The sequence below is a fragment of the Cupriavidus oxalaticus genome, from assembly GCF_038900635.1.
Taxonomy (GTDB): domain Bacteria; phylum Pseudomonadota; class Gammaproteobacteria; order Burkholderiales; family Burkholderiaceae; genus Cupriavidus; species Cupriavidus oxalaticus_B.
The window spans coordinates 80,411-96,485 of sequence record NZ_JAYMRX010000008.1; the positions used below are offsets into that span (position 1 = coordinate 80,411).

Below are 16,075 nucleotides of genomic sequence, written 5' to 3' on the forward strand. Positions count from 1 at the left end.
CCATAGAAAATCGAAAGGTGGATTCATCGGTGCCTGCCGATATCCCTCAGACGCCACTTCCGTGACTATGGGCCACTTCGACATTGCAGTCCCGCATTCCCGTGTGCCGAGAAGACTACTGCAAGGATGTGGCGCGGTAGTCATGGTGGCTTGCCTGTCCGGCTGTGATGCAGTGCTGCTCTCGCCATCCGGCGACATGGCGGTGCGGCAGCGCGACCTGATCATCATCGCCACCTGCCTGATGCTGCTGATCATCGTGCCGGTAATCATCCTCACGCTGGCATTCGCGTGGCGCTACCGCGAAAGCGCGACCGACGCGCCCTACAACCCCGACTGGGACCATTCCACGGTGCTGGAACTGGCAATCTGGGCCGCGCCGCTGCTGATCATCATCGCGCTGGGCGCGGTAACCTGGGTCAGCACCCACCAGCTCGATCCCTACCGCCCGCTCACGCGCATCGACGCCAACCGGCCCGTCACCGCCGAGGTCAAGCCGCTGCCGGTGCAGGTGGTGGCCATGGACTGGAAGTGGCTGTTCCTGTATCCGGAGCAGGGCATCGCCACGGTCAACGAGGTGGCAGCGCCGGTGGACCGGCCCATTGCCTTCCACATCACCGCCACCTCGGTGATGAACGCATTCTTCGTGCCGTCGCTGGCCGGCATGGTCTACGCCATGCCCGGCATGGAAACCAAGCTGCATGCCGTGATCAACAAGCCCGGCGAGTACGAGGGCATGTCGGCGAACTACAGCGGCGAGGGCTTCACCAACATGCGCTTCAAGTTCCACGGGCTGTCGAACGAAGACTTCGACCGCTGGATCCAGCAGGTCAAGTCCTCGGGCCAGGGCTTGTCGACGGATGCTTACCTGCAGCTCGCGCAGCCCAGCGAGCGCGTGCCGGTGCAGCGCTACGCCAGCGTGGCGCCCGGCCTCTATGACCTGATCCTGAACCGCTGCGTGAGCGGCGGCCGGTGCCTGGCCGACACCATGGCACTCGACCGCAGCCGCGGCAAGTTCGACCCGTCGCGCGAGATCTGCACCGCGAGCAATACCCAGGCGGTTGCGCCTGCGTTCGCGGCCGGCGTTGCCCGCAACGAGGGCCGGCTGCTGCTGCAGTAAGGCGCGGATCTCCCGGTTTTTCATTTATCCCAGCGGTACTGGCCAGCTACCATCGGCCACGGTTGGTTACTTCAGGCCCCAGGTGACAAACATGCCCGAGCGCTCGGAACTCGCCAATTTGATCTTCGGACGGCTGACGTGGGAAGCCATCCCGCTGCATGAGCCCATTCTGATCGGCACCTTCATCGCGGTAGTGCTGGGCGGGCTGGTGCTGGTCGGCGCGGTCACCAAGTATGGCCTGTGGGGCTATCTCTGGCGTGAGTGGTTCACCAGCATCGACCACAAGAAGATCGGGATCATGTACGTGATCCTGGGCATCATCATGCTGCTGCGCGGGTTTGCCGACGCGGCCATGATGCGCATCCAGCAGGCCATCGCCTTCGGCGACAACGCTGGCTACCTGCCGCCGCACCACTACGACCAGATCTTTACCGCGCACGGCGTGATCATGATCTTCTTCGTGGCCATGCCGCTGGTCACGGGGCTGATGAACTTTGTCATGCCACTGCAGATCGGCGCGCGCGACGTCGCGTTTCCCTTCCTCAACAACTTCAGCTTCTGGATGACCACGGGCGGCGCCATCCTGGTCATGATGTCGCTGTTCGTCGGCGAATTCGCGCGCACCGGCTGGCTGGCGTATCCGCCGCTGTCCGGGATCATCCACAGTCCGGATGTCGGCGTCGACTACTACATATGGTCGTTGCAGGTGGCCGGGGTCGGGACATTGCTATCCGGCATCAACCTGCTAGTGACCATCGTCAAGATGCGCGCGCCGGGCATGACGCTGATGCGCATGCCGATCTTCACCTGGACCGCGCTGTGCACCAACGTGCTGATCATCGCCGCCTTCCCGGTGCTGACCGCCGCGCTGGCGCTGCTGTCGCTCGACCGCTACGTCGGCACCAATTTCTTCACCGCCGACCAGGGCGGCAGCGCGATGCTGTACGTCAACCTGATCTGGATCTGGGGCCACCCCGAGGTCTACATCCTGGTGCTGCCGGTGTTCGGCATCTTCTCCGAAGTGGTCGCCACCTTCTGCCGCAAGCGCCTGTTCGGCTATGCGTCGATGGTCTATGCCACGGTGGTGATCACGGTGCTGTCCTACCTGGTGTGGCTGCACCACTTCTTCACCATGGGGTCGGGCGCCAGCGTCAATTCGTTTTTCGGGATCACGACGATGATCATCTCGATCCCGACCGGTGCCAAGATCTTCAACTGGCTGTTCACGATGTACCACGGCAAGATCCGCTTCGAGGCGCCGATGCTGTGGACCATCGGCTTCATGGTCACCTTTGTCATCGGCGGCATGACGGGGGTGCTGCTGGCGGTGCCACCGGCGGATTTCTCGCTGCACAACAGCCTGTTCCTGATTGCCCACTTCCACAACGTGATCATCGGCGGCGTGGTGTTCGGGCTGATGGCCGGCATCCATTACTGGTTCCCGAAGGCGTTCGGCTATCGCCTGGTCTCGTCGTGGGGCAAGGCCTCGTTCTGGTTCTGGCTGACCGGCTTCTACTTCGCCTTCATGCCGCTGTACTGGCTCGGGCTGCTTGGGGTGACGCGCCGGATGAACCGTTTCGACGATCCGTCGCTGCAGATCTGGTTCCAGATCGCCGCCTTCGGTGCCGTGCTGGTCGCCATCGGCATCGCCTGCTTCATCATCCAGCTGGTGGTCAGCTTCCTGCGCCGCGAGGAGCTGCGCGACCTGACCGGCGACCCGTGGAACGGCCGCACGCTGGAATGGTCCACCTCGTCGCCGCCGCCCCAGTACAACTTCGCCTTCACGCCGGTGGTGCACGACACCGACGCCTGGTGGCACATGAAGCAGAACGGCTACACGCGCCCGCTGCAGGGCTTCAACCCCATCCACATGCCGAAGAACACCGCGGCCGGCATCGTGCTGGCGGGGCTGTCCACGCTGTGCGGCTTCGCGCTGATCTGGCACATCTGGTGGCTGGTGGTGGCGGCGTTCGCGGCGACCATCATCGGCGCGATCATCCATACCTTCAACTACAAGCGCGACTACTACATTCCGGCCGACCAGGTGGTCCGGACCGAGTCGTCGCGCACACAACTGATGGCAGGCCATGGTTGAGACCACCTATCCCCAGTACGTGAGCGGCACCTCCACGGCGGATGAAGTGCCGCCGGGGGGCTTCACCTTCCACCTGGCCGAAGAGCACCACCCGCAGAACGGCACGCTGCTCGGGTTCTGGCTCTACCTGATGAGCGACTGCCTGGTCTTTGCGTGCCTGTTCGCCGGATATGGCGTGCTGGGCCGCGAATACGCAGGCGGGCCGAGCGGGGCCGAGCTGTTCGAGCTGCCGCTGGTGGCGCTGAACACCACCTTCCTGCTGCTGTCTTCGATCACCTATGGCTTCGCCATGCTGCAGGTGCAGCAGAACCGCATCGCCGGCACGCAGATCTGGCTGGCGATCACCGGGGTCTTCGGCGCGGCCTTCCTGGCGGTCGAGCTGTATGAGTTCGCGCACCTGATCCACCAGGGGGCCGGGCCGCAGCGCAGCGCGTTCCTGACCTCGTTCTTCGCGCTGGTCGGCACGCACGGGCTGCACGTGACCTTCGGCATCATCTGGCTGATCGTGCTGATGACGCAGGTGGCGCGGCACGGGCTGATCACCGCCAACAAGCGCAGGCTGATGTGCCTGTCGATGTTCTGGCACTTCCTGGACGTCGTCTGGATCGGCGTCTTTACCTTCGTCTACCTGATGGGGGCCCTGCCATGAGCGCACACGACGAGACGCTGGACGGCCACGGGCATGGCCACGAGCACGAGGAAGACGTAGGGCCGCACGCCACGCTGGGTGGCTACCTGACCGGCTTCGTGCTGTCGGTCTTCCTGACCGCGGTCCCGTTCTGGCTGGTGATGGGCGGGGTGTTCGAGAACTCCCGCACTACCGCCATCGTGATCCTGCTGATCGGCGCGGTGCAGATCGTGGTCCACATGATCTACTTCCTGCACATGAACGCCAAATCGGAAGGCGGGTGGAACATGCTGTCGCTGATGTTCACGCTGACGCTGGTGGTCATCACGCTGACCGGATCGCTGTGGGTGATGTTCCACCTGAACAGCAACATGATGCCGAAGATGCATCATGAGCGCACCGTGGCGCCGGGTGCGACGATCGTGCCGCCCAAGACCCCGTAGTCCCGCATGCTTGCTAATGGGCCGCTGCCTTCTGTGCGCGGCCCTGCGCACGTTGCCCCGCGGGATGGGAACCCGCTGCCCCGACCAGCAGCCAGCAGCACAGTTGCACCGAGCGCTCCATCAGGCGGCGCCGCCCGGCGCTGTCGGCTTCGATGTAGTCGACGCACTGGTGGAACAGGTAGGGCACGACATAGGCGCAGAATTCATCGATGAGCGGACGCGAGAGTTGCGGACACAGTTCGAGCCGCTCGATGTCGTCGGCCATCTCGGCGGCAATGTCGTCCAGCACCGCGCGGATTGCCGCACGCAGTGCCGGCTGCGGCCCGGTGATGCCGCATACTCCCACCACGAACGCATCCGGGTGATGCCGGGCATACAGGAACAGCGCCTCGCACGCGCGGCTGGCCACCTCCTTGGGGTTGTCGCGCGCGGCCGCCCAGCGCACCGAGCGCAGCATCGGCCGCAACTCGGCGCTGACCTCGGCCACGGCGATCAGCGCCAGGTCTTCCATGTCCTGGAAATGCCGGTAGAACGTATTCGGGTTGAGGTCGGCCTCGCGCGCGATCTCGCGCAGCTTCAAGGCTGCGAAGCTGCGCCTGGCGGCGGCCAGCTTCAGCGCGGCGTCGATCAGGCGGCGTTTGCCGTCGGCAATGGCTTCCATGCGTATTAGTAGTGATGCTCGGTTTTTGGTCGACACGCTGCGTTGACACGGTGTCTACGGTTGTCTACCCTTCGCCGAGGTAGACAGTTGTCTACGTTAGACGAAGCGGCGGCAGATGGCAATCGTCCCGCCGGCCCCGGACCCTTACCGCGCACGCCCCCGAGCCATGCCGCAGCCAACCGTGTCACCGGGCGCCGACGCCCTTGCCCAGCCAACGCATCCCGCCGCCCCGTCGGCGGCCCGGCCGATCCCGCGCGATCCCGGCTGGCCGCTGGTCGGCAACCTGCTGCAGATCAAGCCGGGCGCGGTGGGCCAGCACCTGCTGGCGCGCAGCCGCCACCATGACGGCATCTTCGAGCTGGACTTCGCCGGCCGGCGCGTGCCGTTCGTGACGTCGGTCGCGCTGGCTGCCGAGCTGTGCGACGCGGCGCGTTACCGCAAGTACATCGGCCCGCCGCTGTCCTACCTGCGCGGCATGGTCGGCGACGGCCTGTTCACCGCGCACACCGACGAGGCCAACTGGGGCAAGGCGCACCGCATCTTGATGCCGGCGTTCAGCCAGCGCGCGATGAAGGGCTATTTCGACGTGATGCTGCGCGTGGCCAACCGGCTGGTCGACAAATGGGACCGGCAGGGCCCCGATGCCGACATCGCGGTGGCCGACGACATGACGCGGCTGACGCTCGACACCATCGCGCTGTCCGGCTTCGGCTATGACTTCGACTCGTTCGCCAGTGCGCAACTGCACCCGTTTATCGAGGCCATGGTCGGCGCGCTGGAGGAGGCGATGTCCAAGCTCACGCGCCTGGGCCTGCAGGACCGTTTCATGCACGCGGCACACCGCAAGTTCGACGACGACACGCGCTTCATGCGCGAACTGGTCGACGACGTGATCAAGCGCCGCCGCGCCGCCGATGAAGGCGGGCGGCAGGGCGCCGCCATGGACTTGCTCGGGCTGATGCTCGAGGCGCGCGATCCCGACACCGACCAGCGCCTGGACGACGAGAACATCCGCAACCAGGTCATCACCTTCCTGATCGCCGGCCACGAAACCACCAGCGGGCTGCTGACCTTCGCCCTGTACGAGCTGCTGCGCAATCCCGGCGTGATGGCGCAGGCGTATGCCGAAGTGGATGCGGTACTGCCCGGCAACGCCGCGCCGGTGTACGCCGACCTGGCGCGGCTGCCGGTGCTCGACCGCGTGCTCAAGGAAACGCTGCGGCTGTGGCCCACCGCGCCCGCCTTCGCCGTCGCGCCGTACCAGGACACGCTGCTCGGCGGCCGCTACCTGATCCGCAAGGACCGCCGCGTTTCCGTCGTGCTGACCGCGCTGCACCGCGACCCCGAGGTCTGGGCCGATCCCGAGCGCTTCGACATCGACCGCTTCCTGCCGGATAACGAAGCCAGGCTGCCGCGCCACGCCCACATGCCGTTTGGCAACGGCGAACGCGCCTGCATCGGCCGCCAGTTCGCGCTGACCGAGGCCAAGCTGGCGCTGGCGCTGATGCTGCGCAATTTCCAGTTCACCGATGCGCACGACTACCAGTTCCGTATCAAGGAAACGCTGACGATCAAGCCAGACGGCTTCACCGTCCGCGCGCGCCGGCGCCGGCCGCACGAGCGCATCGTCGGGATACCGGTCGCCGGAGAAGAACAGGCGCCGCTGGCCGGCGCGGAAGTGCAGGGCGCGGGCCGGCCGCTCGCCGTGCTGTGCGGATCCAGCCTGGGCACCGCGCGCGAACTGGCCGAGCAGGTCCACGCCGGCGCGCTTGCAGCGGGCTTCGACGCCACCTTGCGCGACCTCGACGAGATTGTCGATGCGTTGCCGACCAGCGGCCTGGCCGTCATCGTTGCCGCCACCTACAACGGCCGTGCGCCGGACTCGGCGCGTCGCTTCGAGGACCTGCTCGAAAGCGGCGCAGCCAGCGGATACCGCGCGCCGGACCTGCGCGTTGCGGTGCTGGGCTGCGGCAATTCGCAATGGCCGACGTACCAGGCCTTCCCGCGCCGGGTATTCGAGTTCTTCGCCAGCGCCGGCGCCACGCCACTGCTGCCGCGTGGCGAGGCCGATGGCAACGGCGACTTCGACCAGGCCGCGGAACGCTGGCTGGCGTTGCTGTGGCAGGCGCTGCAGGGCGGCGACGGCACCAGCGGATCGCCACAAGCGCCGGCGGTGCAGGTACGGCTGCGAGGTGTGGCCGAGATCCGTGCGACGACGCTGCCGCCCAATACACAGGGCTTCACGGTCCTGTCGAACACCGAACTGGTGAGCGATCCCGACGGCCTGTGGGACTTCACGTGCGAGGCGCCGCGGACATCCACGCGCGACATCCGGCTGCGGCTGCCGGAAGGCGCGTGCTACAACACCGGCGACCACCTGGCCGTCTATCCGCAGAACCGGCCTGAAATTGTCGCGGCGCTATGCGAGCGGATCCATGTCGACCTGGACGCTATCGTCACGCTGTCCGCCGCGCCCGGCGGGGCACGCGGGCTGCCGGTTGGCGAGGCGCTCTCCGTGCGGCAATTGCTGACGCATTTCGTGGAGCTGCAGGACGTCGTGTCGCGCCAGACGCTGCGCAGCCTGGCGCAAGCTAGCCGTTGCCCGTTCACGCGGCAGTCGCTGCAGCAGCTTGCCTCGGACGACGAAGCGGCCGGCTATGCCGCGCAGGTCGCGCAGCGCAGGCTGGGTCTGGCCGATGTTCTCGACCGGTTTCCTGCGATCGAACTGGACCTGGCCGGCCTGCTTGCCTGCACCGTGCCGATGCGGCCGCGGTTCTACTCCATCGCGTCGTCGCCGCTGGTTTCGCCTGACATGGCGACCATCACCGTCGGTACGGTCCGCGCGCCGGCGCTGTCGGGCCGCGGCTTGTTCCGCGGCGTGGCTTCCACCTGGCTGCAGGGCCTGGCGCCCGGCGCGGTGATAGCGGGAGCGATCCGCACGCCCAATCCGCCGTTCGCGCCTGAGGCGCCGGACGTACCGATGATCCTCGTCGGGCCCGGGACAGGCATCGCACCGTTTCGTGGCTTCCTCGAAGAACGCGCAGCGCAGCAGGCCGCGGGAAAGGCGGTAAGGCCGGTGCAGCTTTACTACGGCTGCCGGCATCCTGCGCACGACTGGCTGTACCGTGAGGACGTCGCGCGCTGGCAAGAGCAGGGCGTGGCCGAAGTCCATACGGCGTATTCGGTCGTCGATGGCGTGCCGCGCTTCGTGCAGGATCTGCTCTGGCAGCGCCGGGAAGACGTCTGGGCGCAGCTGAACGCAGGCGCCGTGTTCTATGTGTGCGGCGACGGCCGGCAGATGGCGCCGGCGGTCAGGCAGGCGCTGATCCGGATCGCCGCGGAGCAGGGCGGGATGACGGAAGCGGCGGCATCGGACTGGCTCGCGGCGCTGGTAGCGGCCGGGCGTTACCGGCAAGACGTGTTTAACTGACTAGCGTTACGTCACCGCGCCCGGCAGGTGCCGTCAGATCACAGGGAGATGCAACTGGCCATCCGTGCCAAGCACACGGCCATCGGGCGTCGCCGGCAGATGGGTGAGTTCGAACGCCAGGATCTGCGGCGGCGTGCGATAGATGCCGCCATGAATCGAAGACATGGCGCTGGCGTCGAGGGGGCGGTGACCGGCAAGGTCGCGGATGATCAGGGTGCTCATGACAGTTCTCCCGAGGATTGGCGAGCGGGGCGCTCTGACAGGGGAATTGCAATCCTCGTGCCTGTCGGGAGTTAGCTCATTTCCGGCATGTAAGCGGCTGGGAGGTGATGGTGACGGCGCGGCGATCATGCGCGGTGTTGGGTGGCGCCGTACACTGGTGCGATCGGGGAGGGGCGCGGTGCCAACACCGGCGTGTTCGCTCCCGGTCTCGAGCATGGCCAGCATGCTGCCAAGGCTGGCGCCGAGTCCCCTCGAGGGAGGAATTAGAATCTTGGCGCAGGCCCACACTCTTCAGGAGAACTCATGTTTGACCACGTCAAATTCGGAGTCAGCGACTATGCAGCGAGCAAGGCGTTCTTCCTCAAGGCACTCGAACCGCTCGGCGTAGTTGTTGTCTCGGAGGGGCCGCCGACGTACGGCGTCGAGCTCAGCGCGAAGCGCAAGGCTTCATTGTGCCTGTTCCAGACCGAGGAGAAGCCAGCGCATCTTCACCTGGCATTCATGGCCGAGAATCGCCAGCAGGTCGAAGCCTTCTATCGCGCGGCTCTGGAGGCGGGCGGCAAGGACAACGGTGCGCCTGGTCTGCGCCCGCACTACCACGCGAACTACTATGCGGCGTTCGTCATTGGTCCGGACGGGCACAACATCGAAGCGGTTTGCCAGGAACCCGCAGCCCTGACCTGACTTGATCAGCAGAACCCGCGGGACAGGATGGCGGGCGAGAAGCCGTTGCCGCCCTGTCGAACCTCTGCCGGATCACCCGCGCATCCGCAACAGATCATCGTAGGAGACCAGCTTGCGTTTCTCGTTGGAAAGGGTCTTTCGCCTGGACGTCGAACGGGCTGGCTGGCCGCGCTCGAACTTGGCGGCGGCACGTGCGTCCTCCCGCGCGTAGGTCTGGGCGGTCTTCGCTTCCGCCTTCAGGCGATCGGCTTCCAGCCGCGCGGCAGAGCGCTCCTCCCGGGCAATATCCTGCACCGCCGACATGATCTCGGCTCTCAGCAACTCGCGCCTTTGCCTGGCAGCGGCGCGGGCAGCCTGCAGTTGCTCTTTCCTCTGCCGCAGCCAGTCCCTCCGGTTAACCGGCGCAGGCCTGGCCTCTGGCGGCACGCTCAGGCGCAAAGCCCTGCTGATTGAAACTTTCTCAGCCAGCGTGCGCGGCGTTTCCTGCTTCGCATCACTCACGCTGCATCACTCCTCCGGCATCGCATAGATGCGGTCCATACATCACCAGTTGAAGTCCGTTAACTCATCCGCACAACCTTACCATAGGACTCAATCCTGGGTCCGACGCGCTCCCTGGCGTCGGTAAAGCGCAGCAGAGGGCCTGACGCCCTCTGATCTCACGATACGGCGGATCCCGCTCTATCGGGCTGTTTCGCGCAGCGGCCGGAATGCAGACCTCAACTCCGCGCTAAACAACTCCGGCTCTTCCCAGGCCGCAAAGTGACCGCCCCTGGCAACCTGGTTGTAATAGACCAGGTTGGGATACGCCCGCGCCAGCCAGGCCTTCGGAGGCCGGTAAACCTCGCCGGGAAAGACGGTCACTGCCGCCGGAACGGTAACGGGGCCGCCCTTTGCCGGTGCGGTGCTCGTTTCCCAGTAGATCCGTGCGCTGGATTCACCGGTGTTCGTCAGCCAGTAGAGCGAGATATTGTCGAGAATCGCGTCCCGGCCGAGCGCCCGTTCGGGATCGCCGCGCGTATAGACCCAGTCGGCCAGCTTGTCATAGATCCAGGCCGCCAGCCCCACCGGCGAATCGGCCAGGCCAATGCCGATGGTTTGCGGCCGCGTCTGCATCAGGGCGGCGTAGCCGAATCCCTTGTTGAGGAAATCCCTCGCCTCGTCGAAGACCTGTTTTTCCTCGGCGCTCAGGTTCGGCGGGGCGGGTTCGCCGGTCTTCAGCGCCATCGCGAGCGCGGGCGGCAGCGTCGTGGCGCGTTCGATGCGGTTGACGTGGATGCCGAGCAGCCCTTCGGGCGCGAGCCGCCCAAGCGCGTCGGAGATGATCGCGCCCCAGTCGCCGCCCTGCGACAAGTACCGCGCATAGCCAAGCCGCTTCATCAGCACGTCCCACGCGCGGGCGATGCGGTCCGGGTTCCAGCCGGTGTCCTTGGGCTTCTGTGAAAAGCCGAAGCCCGGCAGCGACGGGATCACGAGATGGAACGCATCGGCGGCGCTGCCGCCGTACGCGGTCGGATCCGTCAACGGGCGGATGCTGTCGAGCAGTTCGAACACGGAGCCCGGCCAGCCGTGCGTCATGACCAGGGGCAGCGCGTTCTCATGGCGCGAGCGGACATGGATGAAGTGGATATCCACACCGTCTATGTTCGTCACGAACTGAGGCCAGGCATTCAGCCTTGCCTCGGCCTTGCGCCAGTCATGCCCGGTGGCCCAGTAGCGCACGAGCGGCCGCAGCTTGTCGACTTGTACGCCCTGGGACCGGTCAGGAACGGTTTCCGGATCGGGCCACCGCGTTGCCATCAGGCGGCGGCGCAGATCGTCCAGGGCCGACTGCGGGATGCGTGCGCGGAACGGGCGGATCGCGTCCGACGCCACGGCGCGCGCTGGCGCGGGCTGCGCGGCGAAAGCCAGGCGTGACGAAAACAGCGAGAGCGCCGCGCCCGCCGCGCCGCCCAGTAACAGGGACCGGCGCGACGGGTCGGTGGCGTCATTCGACGATTTGGCGTTCATGGGATGCTCTTTCATTGCGCGTTCGTCGAGCGGGACGGCTTGGCGGGTACCAGCAACGGCACGTCTTTCCTGCCGAGTAATCATTACGGGATGGTCCAGATTGAGAGTGTGGTGTGCCACGCGGAGTCAAGCGTCGCCGGCGTGGCGTGTACCGGCGGCGCGATGCAAGCGGACCGGATCGGACTGATGACGGGAGCCGCCTGCTGATGCGATTCAACGAAACGCGGCGCGAACGTCTGCCACGGTTCGATGGGGATCCTGCAGATGCGGGTAGTGCCCGATGCCCGGCAGCGCGGTGAATTCCGCATGCGCCTTCCGCGCGAATTCGATGCCCATTTCTTTCCGGATATAGAAGTCCTTCTCACCCCAGACCACCTTGACCGGTGTCTTCAGCCGGTGCAGGTTCGCCTCCAGAAACGCCTGGTCCCGCGTGAAGTGCGAGTAGTAGTGATAGAAGGCGTCGGCAGACGTCATCGCGCCGTGACTCCATCCGCGGGCCATGTCGTCCTGGAGTTCGGGCGAGATGTCGAACTGCGCTTGCGGCGGCAGGCCGCGCCGGTACGCGTTGCGCAGAACGTCGTCGCGGCTCCTGTTCAGCTGGGCGCGAGCCTGTTCGGCCGACGGCTGCGATTTCAGGCTTTGCAGGCTTTCGTACATGTACTGCGGCCTGTCGAACGGGGCGAAGTCGCCCACGATGATCGTTCTCGCAATGTCCGGCGCCTCGAGCGCCAGCAGCAAGGCCGGCAGCGCGCCGATATCGGTTGCGTAGATGGTCAGCCGCGACGTATCGATGCCCGCCTTGCGGATGTATGCCTGCAGGACTCGGGCATAGTCCCGCGGCGCATAGGAGAACTTGTCCGCAGTCGGGCGCGATGAAAGCCCATAGCCAGGCCAGTCGATGGCATGCACTTCGAAGTCATCGCCCAGCGACAGGGCGATGTCCTTCCATGCGTAAAGGGTTTCGGGGAATCCATGCAGGAACAGGACGGTTCCCTTCGCGCCGGGTTGGTGCACGACCATCCGTCTCAGCGAGATGTCCGCATCGATCTCGATCCATCCGATATCGGGCTGTTGTGCCTGCGTGCCGACGCCGGGGGCAGCATGGGCGATGGCCGGCGCCACGGCGGCGCCAAGGATGAAAACGAAGGCAAGCAGCCGCTGCAGCAGGAGTCTGGGCATGTCAGTAGATCGTGGAAACGGCATGCCGCATCAATGGACCCAGCGCTCGACCTGCGCTTGCAGGCGCGGCCCGACCAGCAGGATGGCAGGAATCACGATCACATAGCCGATGCCCCACGAGCGCAGCCACGTCAGCGCAAAACCTTCCGAGAATCCCATGTTGAGAGCAAGCAGGGCGAACGAGATGATCCCCGTGGTCACGACACCCATCGACAGCGCGAAGGCGACTTTCCGTTTCAGTTGCACGTTCATGGCTACTTCCTTTGGATAAAAAATACCGTTTGGTATATTTTTGGTCAAAAAAAATCAGGCGAGGTCGATGACGGTTTTCTTCACCGCCGACATGACGGCCTGGTTGTAAGCCGCGTTGCCGGTGAGCCGGGAAATCATGATCGCGCCTTCGATCAATGCAATCAGCGTGATCGCGGTCGCCTCGGGGTCGACGTCGTTCCGGAACTCCCTGGAGGCTATGCCCCCCTTGATGACCGCGACGAGATTCGCCTTCCAGCCCCGGAACGCTTCCATGGCCTTGTCGCGCAGGGCAGGGTGGGTGTCGTCGGCTTCAATGGCGGTGTTGAGCAGCGGGCATCCGCCCTTCGGGAAGCAAGCGGGAAGGTTCTCGAACACGCCAGTCAGCGCGAGCAGCTTGTCCTTGCTGGTGCTCTTGGCGGCCATCTGGTCCCGTACCGACGATTGCGCCTGCTTCCAGTTGTAATCGAATGCGGCCAGCGCCACTTCTTCCTTGTTGGCAAAGTTACCGTAGACACTGCCCTTGGTCAGGCCGGTGGCTTCGGTCATGTCTGCGAGCGAGGTTCCGGCATAGCCCTTGGTATTGAAAATGGGCGCCGTCTTCTCGACGATCAGCTGGCGGGTGCGTTCGGCTTTGTTCATGCACGCCAGAATATACCAATCGGTATTTTTGTCAAGGGCAGCCCGCGCAAGTGAAGGGTGGTCCATGCCGCATGAACGGTTTGCCGAGGCACGCACCATGGTTCCTAATCCTGCTGCTGCACTTCCGGCGGGCGGCGGAAGCTGATTGCCAGGCGGTTGAAGGCATTCATCAGGCTGATCGCCATCGTCAGGTCAGATAGTTCTTTTTCGCTGAATACCGCCGCAGTCCTCTGGAACACGTCGTCCGGAACGTGCGTCTCCGATACGCGTGTCACCGATTCCGCCCATTCGAGCGCGGCCTGCTCACGTTCACTGAAGAGGTCGCCGGCCTCGCGCCAGGCTTGCACGAGCGCGAGCCTGGTGACCGACACGCCCTTCTTCACCAGGTCACGCGTGTGCATGTCCAGGCAGTAGGCGCAGCCATTGATCTGGCTGACGCGAAGATAGGTCAGCTCCACCAAGGTGCTGTCGAGCCCCGACTGCAGGATGTAGCCATAGACGTTGCCAAATGCCTTCACGCCGCCAGGAGACGCTTTCGTGTAGTCCAGTCTCATTTCGCGCTCCCTTCGTACGTAGTCAGATCCTTCTCGTTGCTATCCATGACGAACACGGCCAACAGCTTCGCCGGCTTTGTGCGGCTCGCGTTGCGGCTGACCTGATGATGCGATCCCGGCTCCTCGTGAAAGCTTTCGCCAGCCTTGTAGACGCGCTCCGGGCCATCGTCCACCTTGCTCGCAATGCTGCCCGAGACCACATAGGCATAGATGAACGCCGACCTGGCGTGGTAGTGCGGCAGGGAGGCGCCGCCCGGCGGATACGAGACTTCAACGGCGACGATCGATTTCCCCGGGATGTTCGGGATCGACCGCGAGAAGTTCTCCTTCACCGTTTCAGTGGGGCCGTGCGCGGCCGCGATGCCGCTGAAACTTAGGGCGGCTGCCGCCATGAGCGGTAACAGGATGCGTTGGGGTTTCATCGGTATCTCCTTGGTAGAGCCTCTGGCTTGTAACTACGACTGATAAAGTCGCAGTAAAGATAGTGGATCGTCATCGAAAGCGCAAGCCCCGACGCGCAGGTTGGCTTCGCGTCACCGGCGAAAAAAACTTGCGCTTTAAAACTACGACTCGTATGATCGTAGTTAAGGGGCGCGCCTGCGGCTCCCTGTTACACGAAACCGAGGTTGATTCAGGAGTTGAAGATGTCCAAACGTATTCTTGTCATTGGCGCCGGCTTTGCCGGCATGTGGAGCGCACTGGCTTCGGCCCGTCTGCTTGACCAGGTCGGGCGCACCGACGTGGAAATCGCGCTGGTCGCACCGGAACCCGTACTACACGTCCGCCCGCGTCTCTATGAGCAGAACCCGAACGGGATGAAGGCGCCGCTGCAAGAAATCTTCAAGGCCGTCGGCGTACGGTATATCCGGGGCAAGGTGGAACATATCGATGTCGCGAGCCGCGAAGTGAGCATTGCGGCCGTCGGTGCGGAGGGTTCGCACCAGCGCCTCAGCTATGACCGTCTGGTACTTGCCGCGGGAAGCCGGTTGTTCCGTCCGCAGATTCCCGGGCTGGACCAGCATGCATTCAATGTCGACCAGGTCGCCGACGCGGCGGAGCTCGAAGCGCATATCCATGGCCTGGCCAGTCGCCAGGAAAGCGCCGGGCGCAATACGGTGGTAATCGCGGGTGCCGGCTTCACCGGAATCGAGACCGCCGCGGAAATGCCGGCCCGCCTGCGCGAAGTGCTGGGCGAGAACGCCGCCGTGAACGTGATCATGGTGGAGCGCAATGCCGAGGTCGGACCTGACCTGGGCCCGGGGCCGCGGCCGGTGATCACGCAGGCGCTGACCGAACTGGGCGTGACCTGGAAGCTTGGCTCCGGCGTCGCGGCCGTCGATGCGACCGGCGTCACCCTCGAGAACGGCGAGCGCATCGAGGCGGATACGGTGATCTGGACCGCCGGCGCCCGCGCCAGCGAACTCACCGCGCAGATTCCGGCGGAGCGCGATCGCCTCGGCCGGCTGCACGTAGATCGCGATCTCAGGGTGAGGGGTGTCGATTCGGTGTTCGCCACCGGCGATTGCGCGTACGCCGCGACCGATGATGAAGGCAACTTTGCGGCGATGGCCTGCCAGCACGCGATCAGCCTCGGCCGTTCGGCAGGGCACAACGTGGCGGCGGACCTCGTTGGCGCAGCGCTGATGCCGTATAGCCAGCCGAAGTACGTGACCTGCCTGGACCTGGGGCCGTGGGGCGCTGTCTACACGGAAGGCTGGAACCGGGAGGTCAAGCTGACCGGAGGCGTGGCCAAGGCACTGAAAACGCAGATCAATACCAAGTGGATTTACCCGCCGAGCGCTAATCGTGCGGAAGCCCTGGCGCTGGCTGACCCGCTCCTGCCCGTGGTTGCCTGACGGGGCGCAGAGAGCAGGGAGGGCGATCCGGTGGATCGCCCTTTTTCATTTGCATCCGCGCAGTCGCCTGGGCGGAAAGATGAAGCCCGGAAACAACTGTGGTGGAAGCAGACCACGGTGTCGATCATGGCTGCCTGCAACCCGGTGCGCACGCGCTCGCTGAGGCAAATCCGACCGCAGTTGCAGAAGTCGCTGCAATGAGGCCGGAAATTGATGCATGGGTTTCGTCAGACCGAAGGCTTCTTTTGCGAATCGTGAATTCACATTGCGCTCACGGTCGCCTTATCGTCCCCGATGCCGTGATG

Annotated in this window: 16 protein-coding genes; 7 read left to right on the forward strand and 9 right to left on the reverse strand. The window is 65.0% G+C overall.

Annotated features, from left to right (window positions below):
* The first annotated feature begins 142 nt into the window (after positions 1 to 142).
* The 4 genes from cyoA (at position 143) to cyoD (ending at position 4,283) form a co-directional block, all read left to right on the forward strand.
* Complete coding sequence (gene cyoA, locus VSR71_RS15250; protein WP_342914692.1) at positions 143 to 1,117, forward strand: ubiquinol oxidase subunit II; 975 nt, start codon at positions 143 to 145, stop codon at positions 1,115 to 1,117.
* 91 nt (positions 1,118 to 1,208) lie between these two features.
* Positions 1,209 to 3,212, forward strand: coding sequence for a cytochrome o ubiquinol oxidase subunit I (gene cyoB, locus VSR71_RS15255; protein WP_342914693.1), 2,004 nt, complete (start codon positions 1,209 to 1,211; stop codon positions 3,210 to 3,212).
* Complete coding sequence (gene cyoC, locus VSR71_RS15260; protein WP_342914694.1) at positions 3,205 to 3,861, forward strand: cytochrome o ubiquinol oxidase subunit III; 657 nt, start codon at positions 3,205 to 3,207, stop codon at positions 3,859 to 3,861. Before cyoB ends, cyoC begins: the two co-directional genes overlap by 8 nt.
* Positions 3,858 to 4,283 (forward strand): cytochrome o ubiquinol oxidase subunit IV, encoded by a 426-nt coding sequence (gene cyoD / locus VSR71_RS15265; protein ID WP_342914695.1) that lies wholly within the window; start codon positions 3,858 to 3,860, stop codon positions 4,281 to 4,283. Before cyoC ends, cyoD begins: the two co-directional genes overlap by 4 nt.
* Positions 4,284 to 4,296: 13 nt before the next feature.
* Here the strand turns inward: cyoD and VSR71_RS15270 are convergent, their stop codons facing one another.
* A complete protein-coding gene (locus VSR71_RS15270; RefSeq protein ID WP_342914696.1) occupies positions 4,297 to 4,944 on the reverse strand; it encodes a TetR family transcriptional regulator in 648 nt (215 codons plus the stop codon).
* 166 nt (positions 4,945 to 5,110) lie between these two features.
* On the opposite strand from VSR71_RS15270, the gene VSR71_RS15275 reads away from it, so the two are divergent.
* Positions 5,111 to 8,374 carry a bifunctional cytochrome P450/NADPH--P450 reductase gene (locus tag VSR71_RS15275; protein ID WP_342914697.1) on the forward strand — a complete coding sequence of 1,088 codons (3,264 nt, stop codon included), beginning with the start codon at positions 5,111 to 5,113 and terminating at the stop codon, positions 8,372 to 8,374.
* 33 nt (positions 8,375 to 8,407) lie between these two features.
* Here VSR71_RS15275 and VSR71_RS15280 read toward each other — a convergent pair whose 3' ends face one another.
* Positions 8,408 to 8,596: a hypothetical protein gene (locus VSR71_RS15280; RefSeq protein WP_342914698.1), complete on the reverse strand. Its 189-nt coding sequence runs from the start codon at positions 8,594 to 8,596 to the stop codon at positions 8,408 to 8,410.
* Between the two features lie 303 nt (positions 8,597 to 8,899).
* On the opposite strand from VSR71_RS15280, the gene VSR71_RS15285 reads away from it, so the two are divergent.
* Complete coding sequence (locus VSR71_RS15285) at positions 8,900 to 9,280, forward strand: VOC family protein (RefSeq protein ID WP_342914699.1); 381 nt, start codon at positions 8,900 to 8,902, stop codon at positions 9,278 to 9,280.
* 72 nt (positions 9,281 to 9,352) lie between these two features.
* Here the strand turns inward: VSR71_RS15285 and VSR71_RS15290 are convergent, their stop codons facing one another.
* From VSR71_RS15290 to VSR71_RS15320, 7 genes are all read right to left on the reverse strand, one after another.
* A complete protein-coding gene (locus VSR71_RS15290) occupies positions 9,353 to 9,781 on the reverse strand; it encodes a hypothetical protein (protein ID WP_342914700.1) in 429 nt (142 codons plus the stop codon).
* A gap of 180 nt (positions 9,782 to 9,961) precedes the next feature.
* Positions 9,962 to 11,305, reverse strand: coding sequence for an epoxide hydrolase family protein (locus VSR71_RS15295; protein WP_342914701.1), 1,344 nt, complete (start codon positions 11,303 to 11,305; stop codon positions 9,962 to 9,964).
* A gap of 198 nt (positions 11,306 to 11,503) precedes the next feature.
* Positions 11,504 to 12,412: an alpha/beta hydrolase gene (locus VSR71_RS15300; RefSeq protein ID WP_342914702.1), complete on the reverse strand. Its 909-nt coding sequence runs from the start codon at positions 12,410 to 12,412 to the stop codon at positions 11,504 to 11,506.
* A gap of 87 nt (positions 12,413 to 12,499) precedes the next feature.
* Positions 12,500 to 12,721 carry a DUF2798 domain-containing protein gene (locus VSR71_RS15305; RefSeq protein ID WP_133095308.1) on the reverse strand — a complete coding sequence of 74 codons (222 nt, stop codon included), beginning with the start codon at positions 12,719 to 12,721 and terminating at the stop codon, positions 12,500 to 12,502.
* A gap of 54 nt (positions 12,722 to 12,775) precedes the next feature.
* Complete coding sequence (locus tag VSR71_RS15310; RefSeq protein WP_342914703.1) at positions 12,776 to 13,459, reverse strand: TetR/AcrR family transcriptional regulator; 684 nt, start codon at positions 13,457 to 13,459, stop codon at positions 12,776 to 12,778.
* A gap of 5 nt (positions 13,460 to 13,464) precedes the next feature.
* On the reverse strand, positions 13,465 to 13,914 hold the full coding sequence (locus tag VSR71_RS15315) for a carboxymuconolactone decarboxylase family protein (protein WP_342914704.1): 450 nt from the start codon (positions 13,912 to 13,914) through the stop codon (positions 13,465 to 13,467).
* Entirely contained in the window at positions 13,911 to 14,336 is a 426-nt protein-coding gene (locus VSR71_RS15320; protein ID WP_342914705.1) for a cupin domain-containing protein, read from the reverse strand. The genes VSR71_RS15315 and VSR71_RS15320 overlap by 4 nt, the downstream gene beginning before the upstream one ends.
* A gap of 222 nt (positions 14,337 to 14,558) precedes the next feature.
* Between VSR71_RS15320 and VSR71_RS15325 the strand changes: the two genes are divergently transcribed.
* A complete protein-coding gene (locus tag VSR71_RS15325) occupies positions 14,559 to 15,770 on the forward strand; it encodes an NAD(P)/FAD-dependent oxidoreductase (protein WP_342914706.1) in 1,212 nt (403 codons plus the stop codon).
* The last annotated feature ends 305 nt before the right edge of the window (positions 15,771 to 16,075 follow it).

Bases quoted from the DNA above. Each gene is read 5' to 3' on its own strand.
- VSR71_RS15275 (WP_342914697.1), top strand. From the start codon at position 5,111: ATGCCGCAGCCAACCGTGTCACCGGGCGCCGACGCCCTTGCCCAGCCA.
- cyoD (WP_342914695.1), top strand. From the start codon at position 3,858: ATGAGCGCACACGACGAGACGCTGGACGGCCACGGGCATGGCCACGAG.
- VSR71_RS15270 (WP_342914696.1), bottom strand. From the start codon at position 4,944: ATGGAAGCCATTGCCGACGGCAAACGCCGCCTGATCGACGCCGCGCTG.
- VSR71_RS15280 (WP_342914698.1), bottom strand. From the start codon at position 8,596: ATGAGCACCCTGATCATCCGCGACCTTGCCGGTCACCGCCCCCTCGAC.
- VSR71_RS15285 (WP_342914699.1), top strand. From the start codon at position 8,900: ATGTTTGACCACGTCAAATTCGGAGTCAGCGACTATGCAGCGAGCAAG.
- cyoA (WP_342914692.1), top strand. From the start codon at position 143: ATGGTGGCTTGCCTGTCCGGCTGTGATGCAGTGCTGCTCTCGCCATCC.
- cyoB (WP_342914693.1), top strand. From the start codon at position 1,209: ATGCCCGAGCGCTCGGAACTCGCCAATTTGATCTTCGGACGGCTGACG.
- VSR71_RS15310 (WP_342914703.1), bottom strand. From the start codon at position 13,459: ATGGTGCGTGCCTCGGCAAACCGTTCATGCGGCATGGACCACCCTTCA.
- VSR71_RS15295 (WP_342914701.1), bottom strand. From the start codon at position 11,305: ATGAAAGAGCATCCCATGAACGCCAAATCGTCGAATGACGCCACCGAC.
- VSR71_RS15305 (WP_133095308.1), bottom strand. From the start codon at position 12,721: ATGAACGTGCAACTGAAACGGAAAGTCGCCTTCGCGCTGTCGATGGGT.
- VSR71_RS15325 (WP_342914706.1), top strand. From the start codon at position 14,559: ATGTCCAAACGTATTCTTGTCATTGGCGCCGGCTTTGCCGGCATGTGG.
- VSR71_RS15320 (WP_342914705.1), bottom strand. From the start codon at position 14,336: ATGAAACCCCAACGCATCCTGTTACCGCTCATGGCGGCAGCCGCCCTA.
- cyoC (WP_342914694.1), top strand. From the start codon at position 3,205: ATGGTTGAGACCACCTATCCCCAGTACGTGAGCGGCACCTCCACGGCG.
- VSR71_RS15315 (WP_342914704.1), bottom strand. From the start codon at position 13,914: ATGAGACTGGACTACACGAAAGCGTCTCCTGGCGGCGTGAAGGCATTT.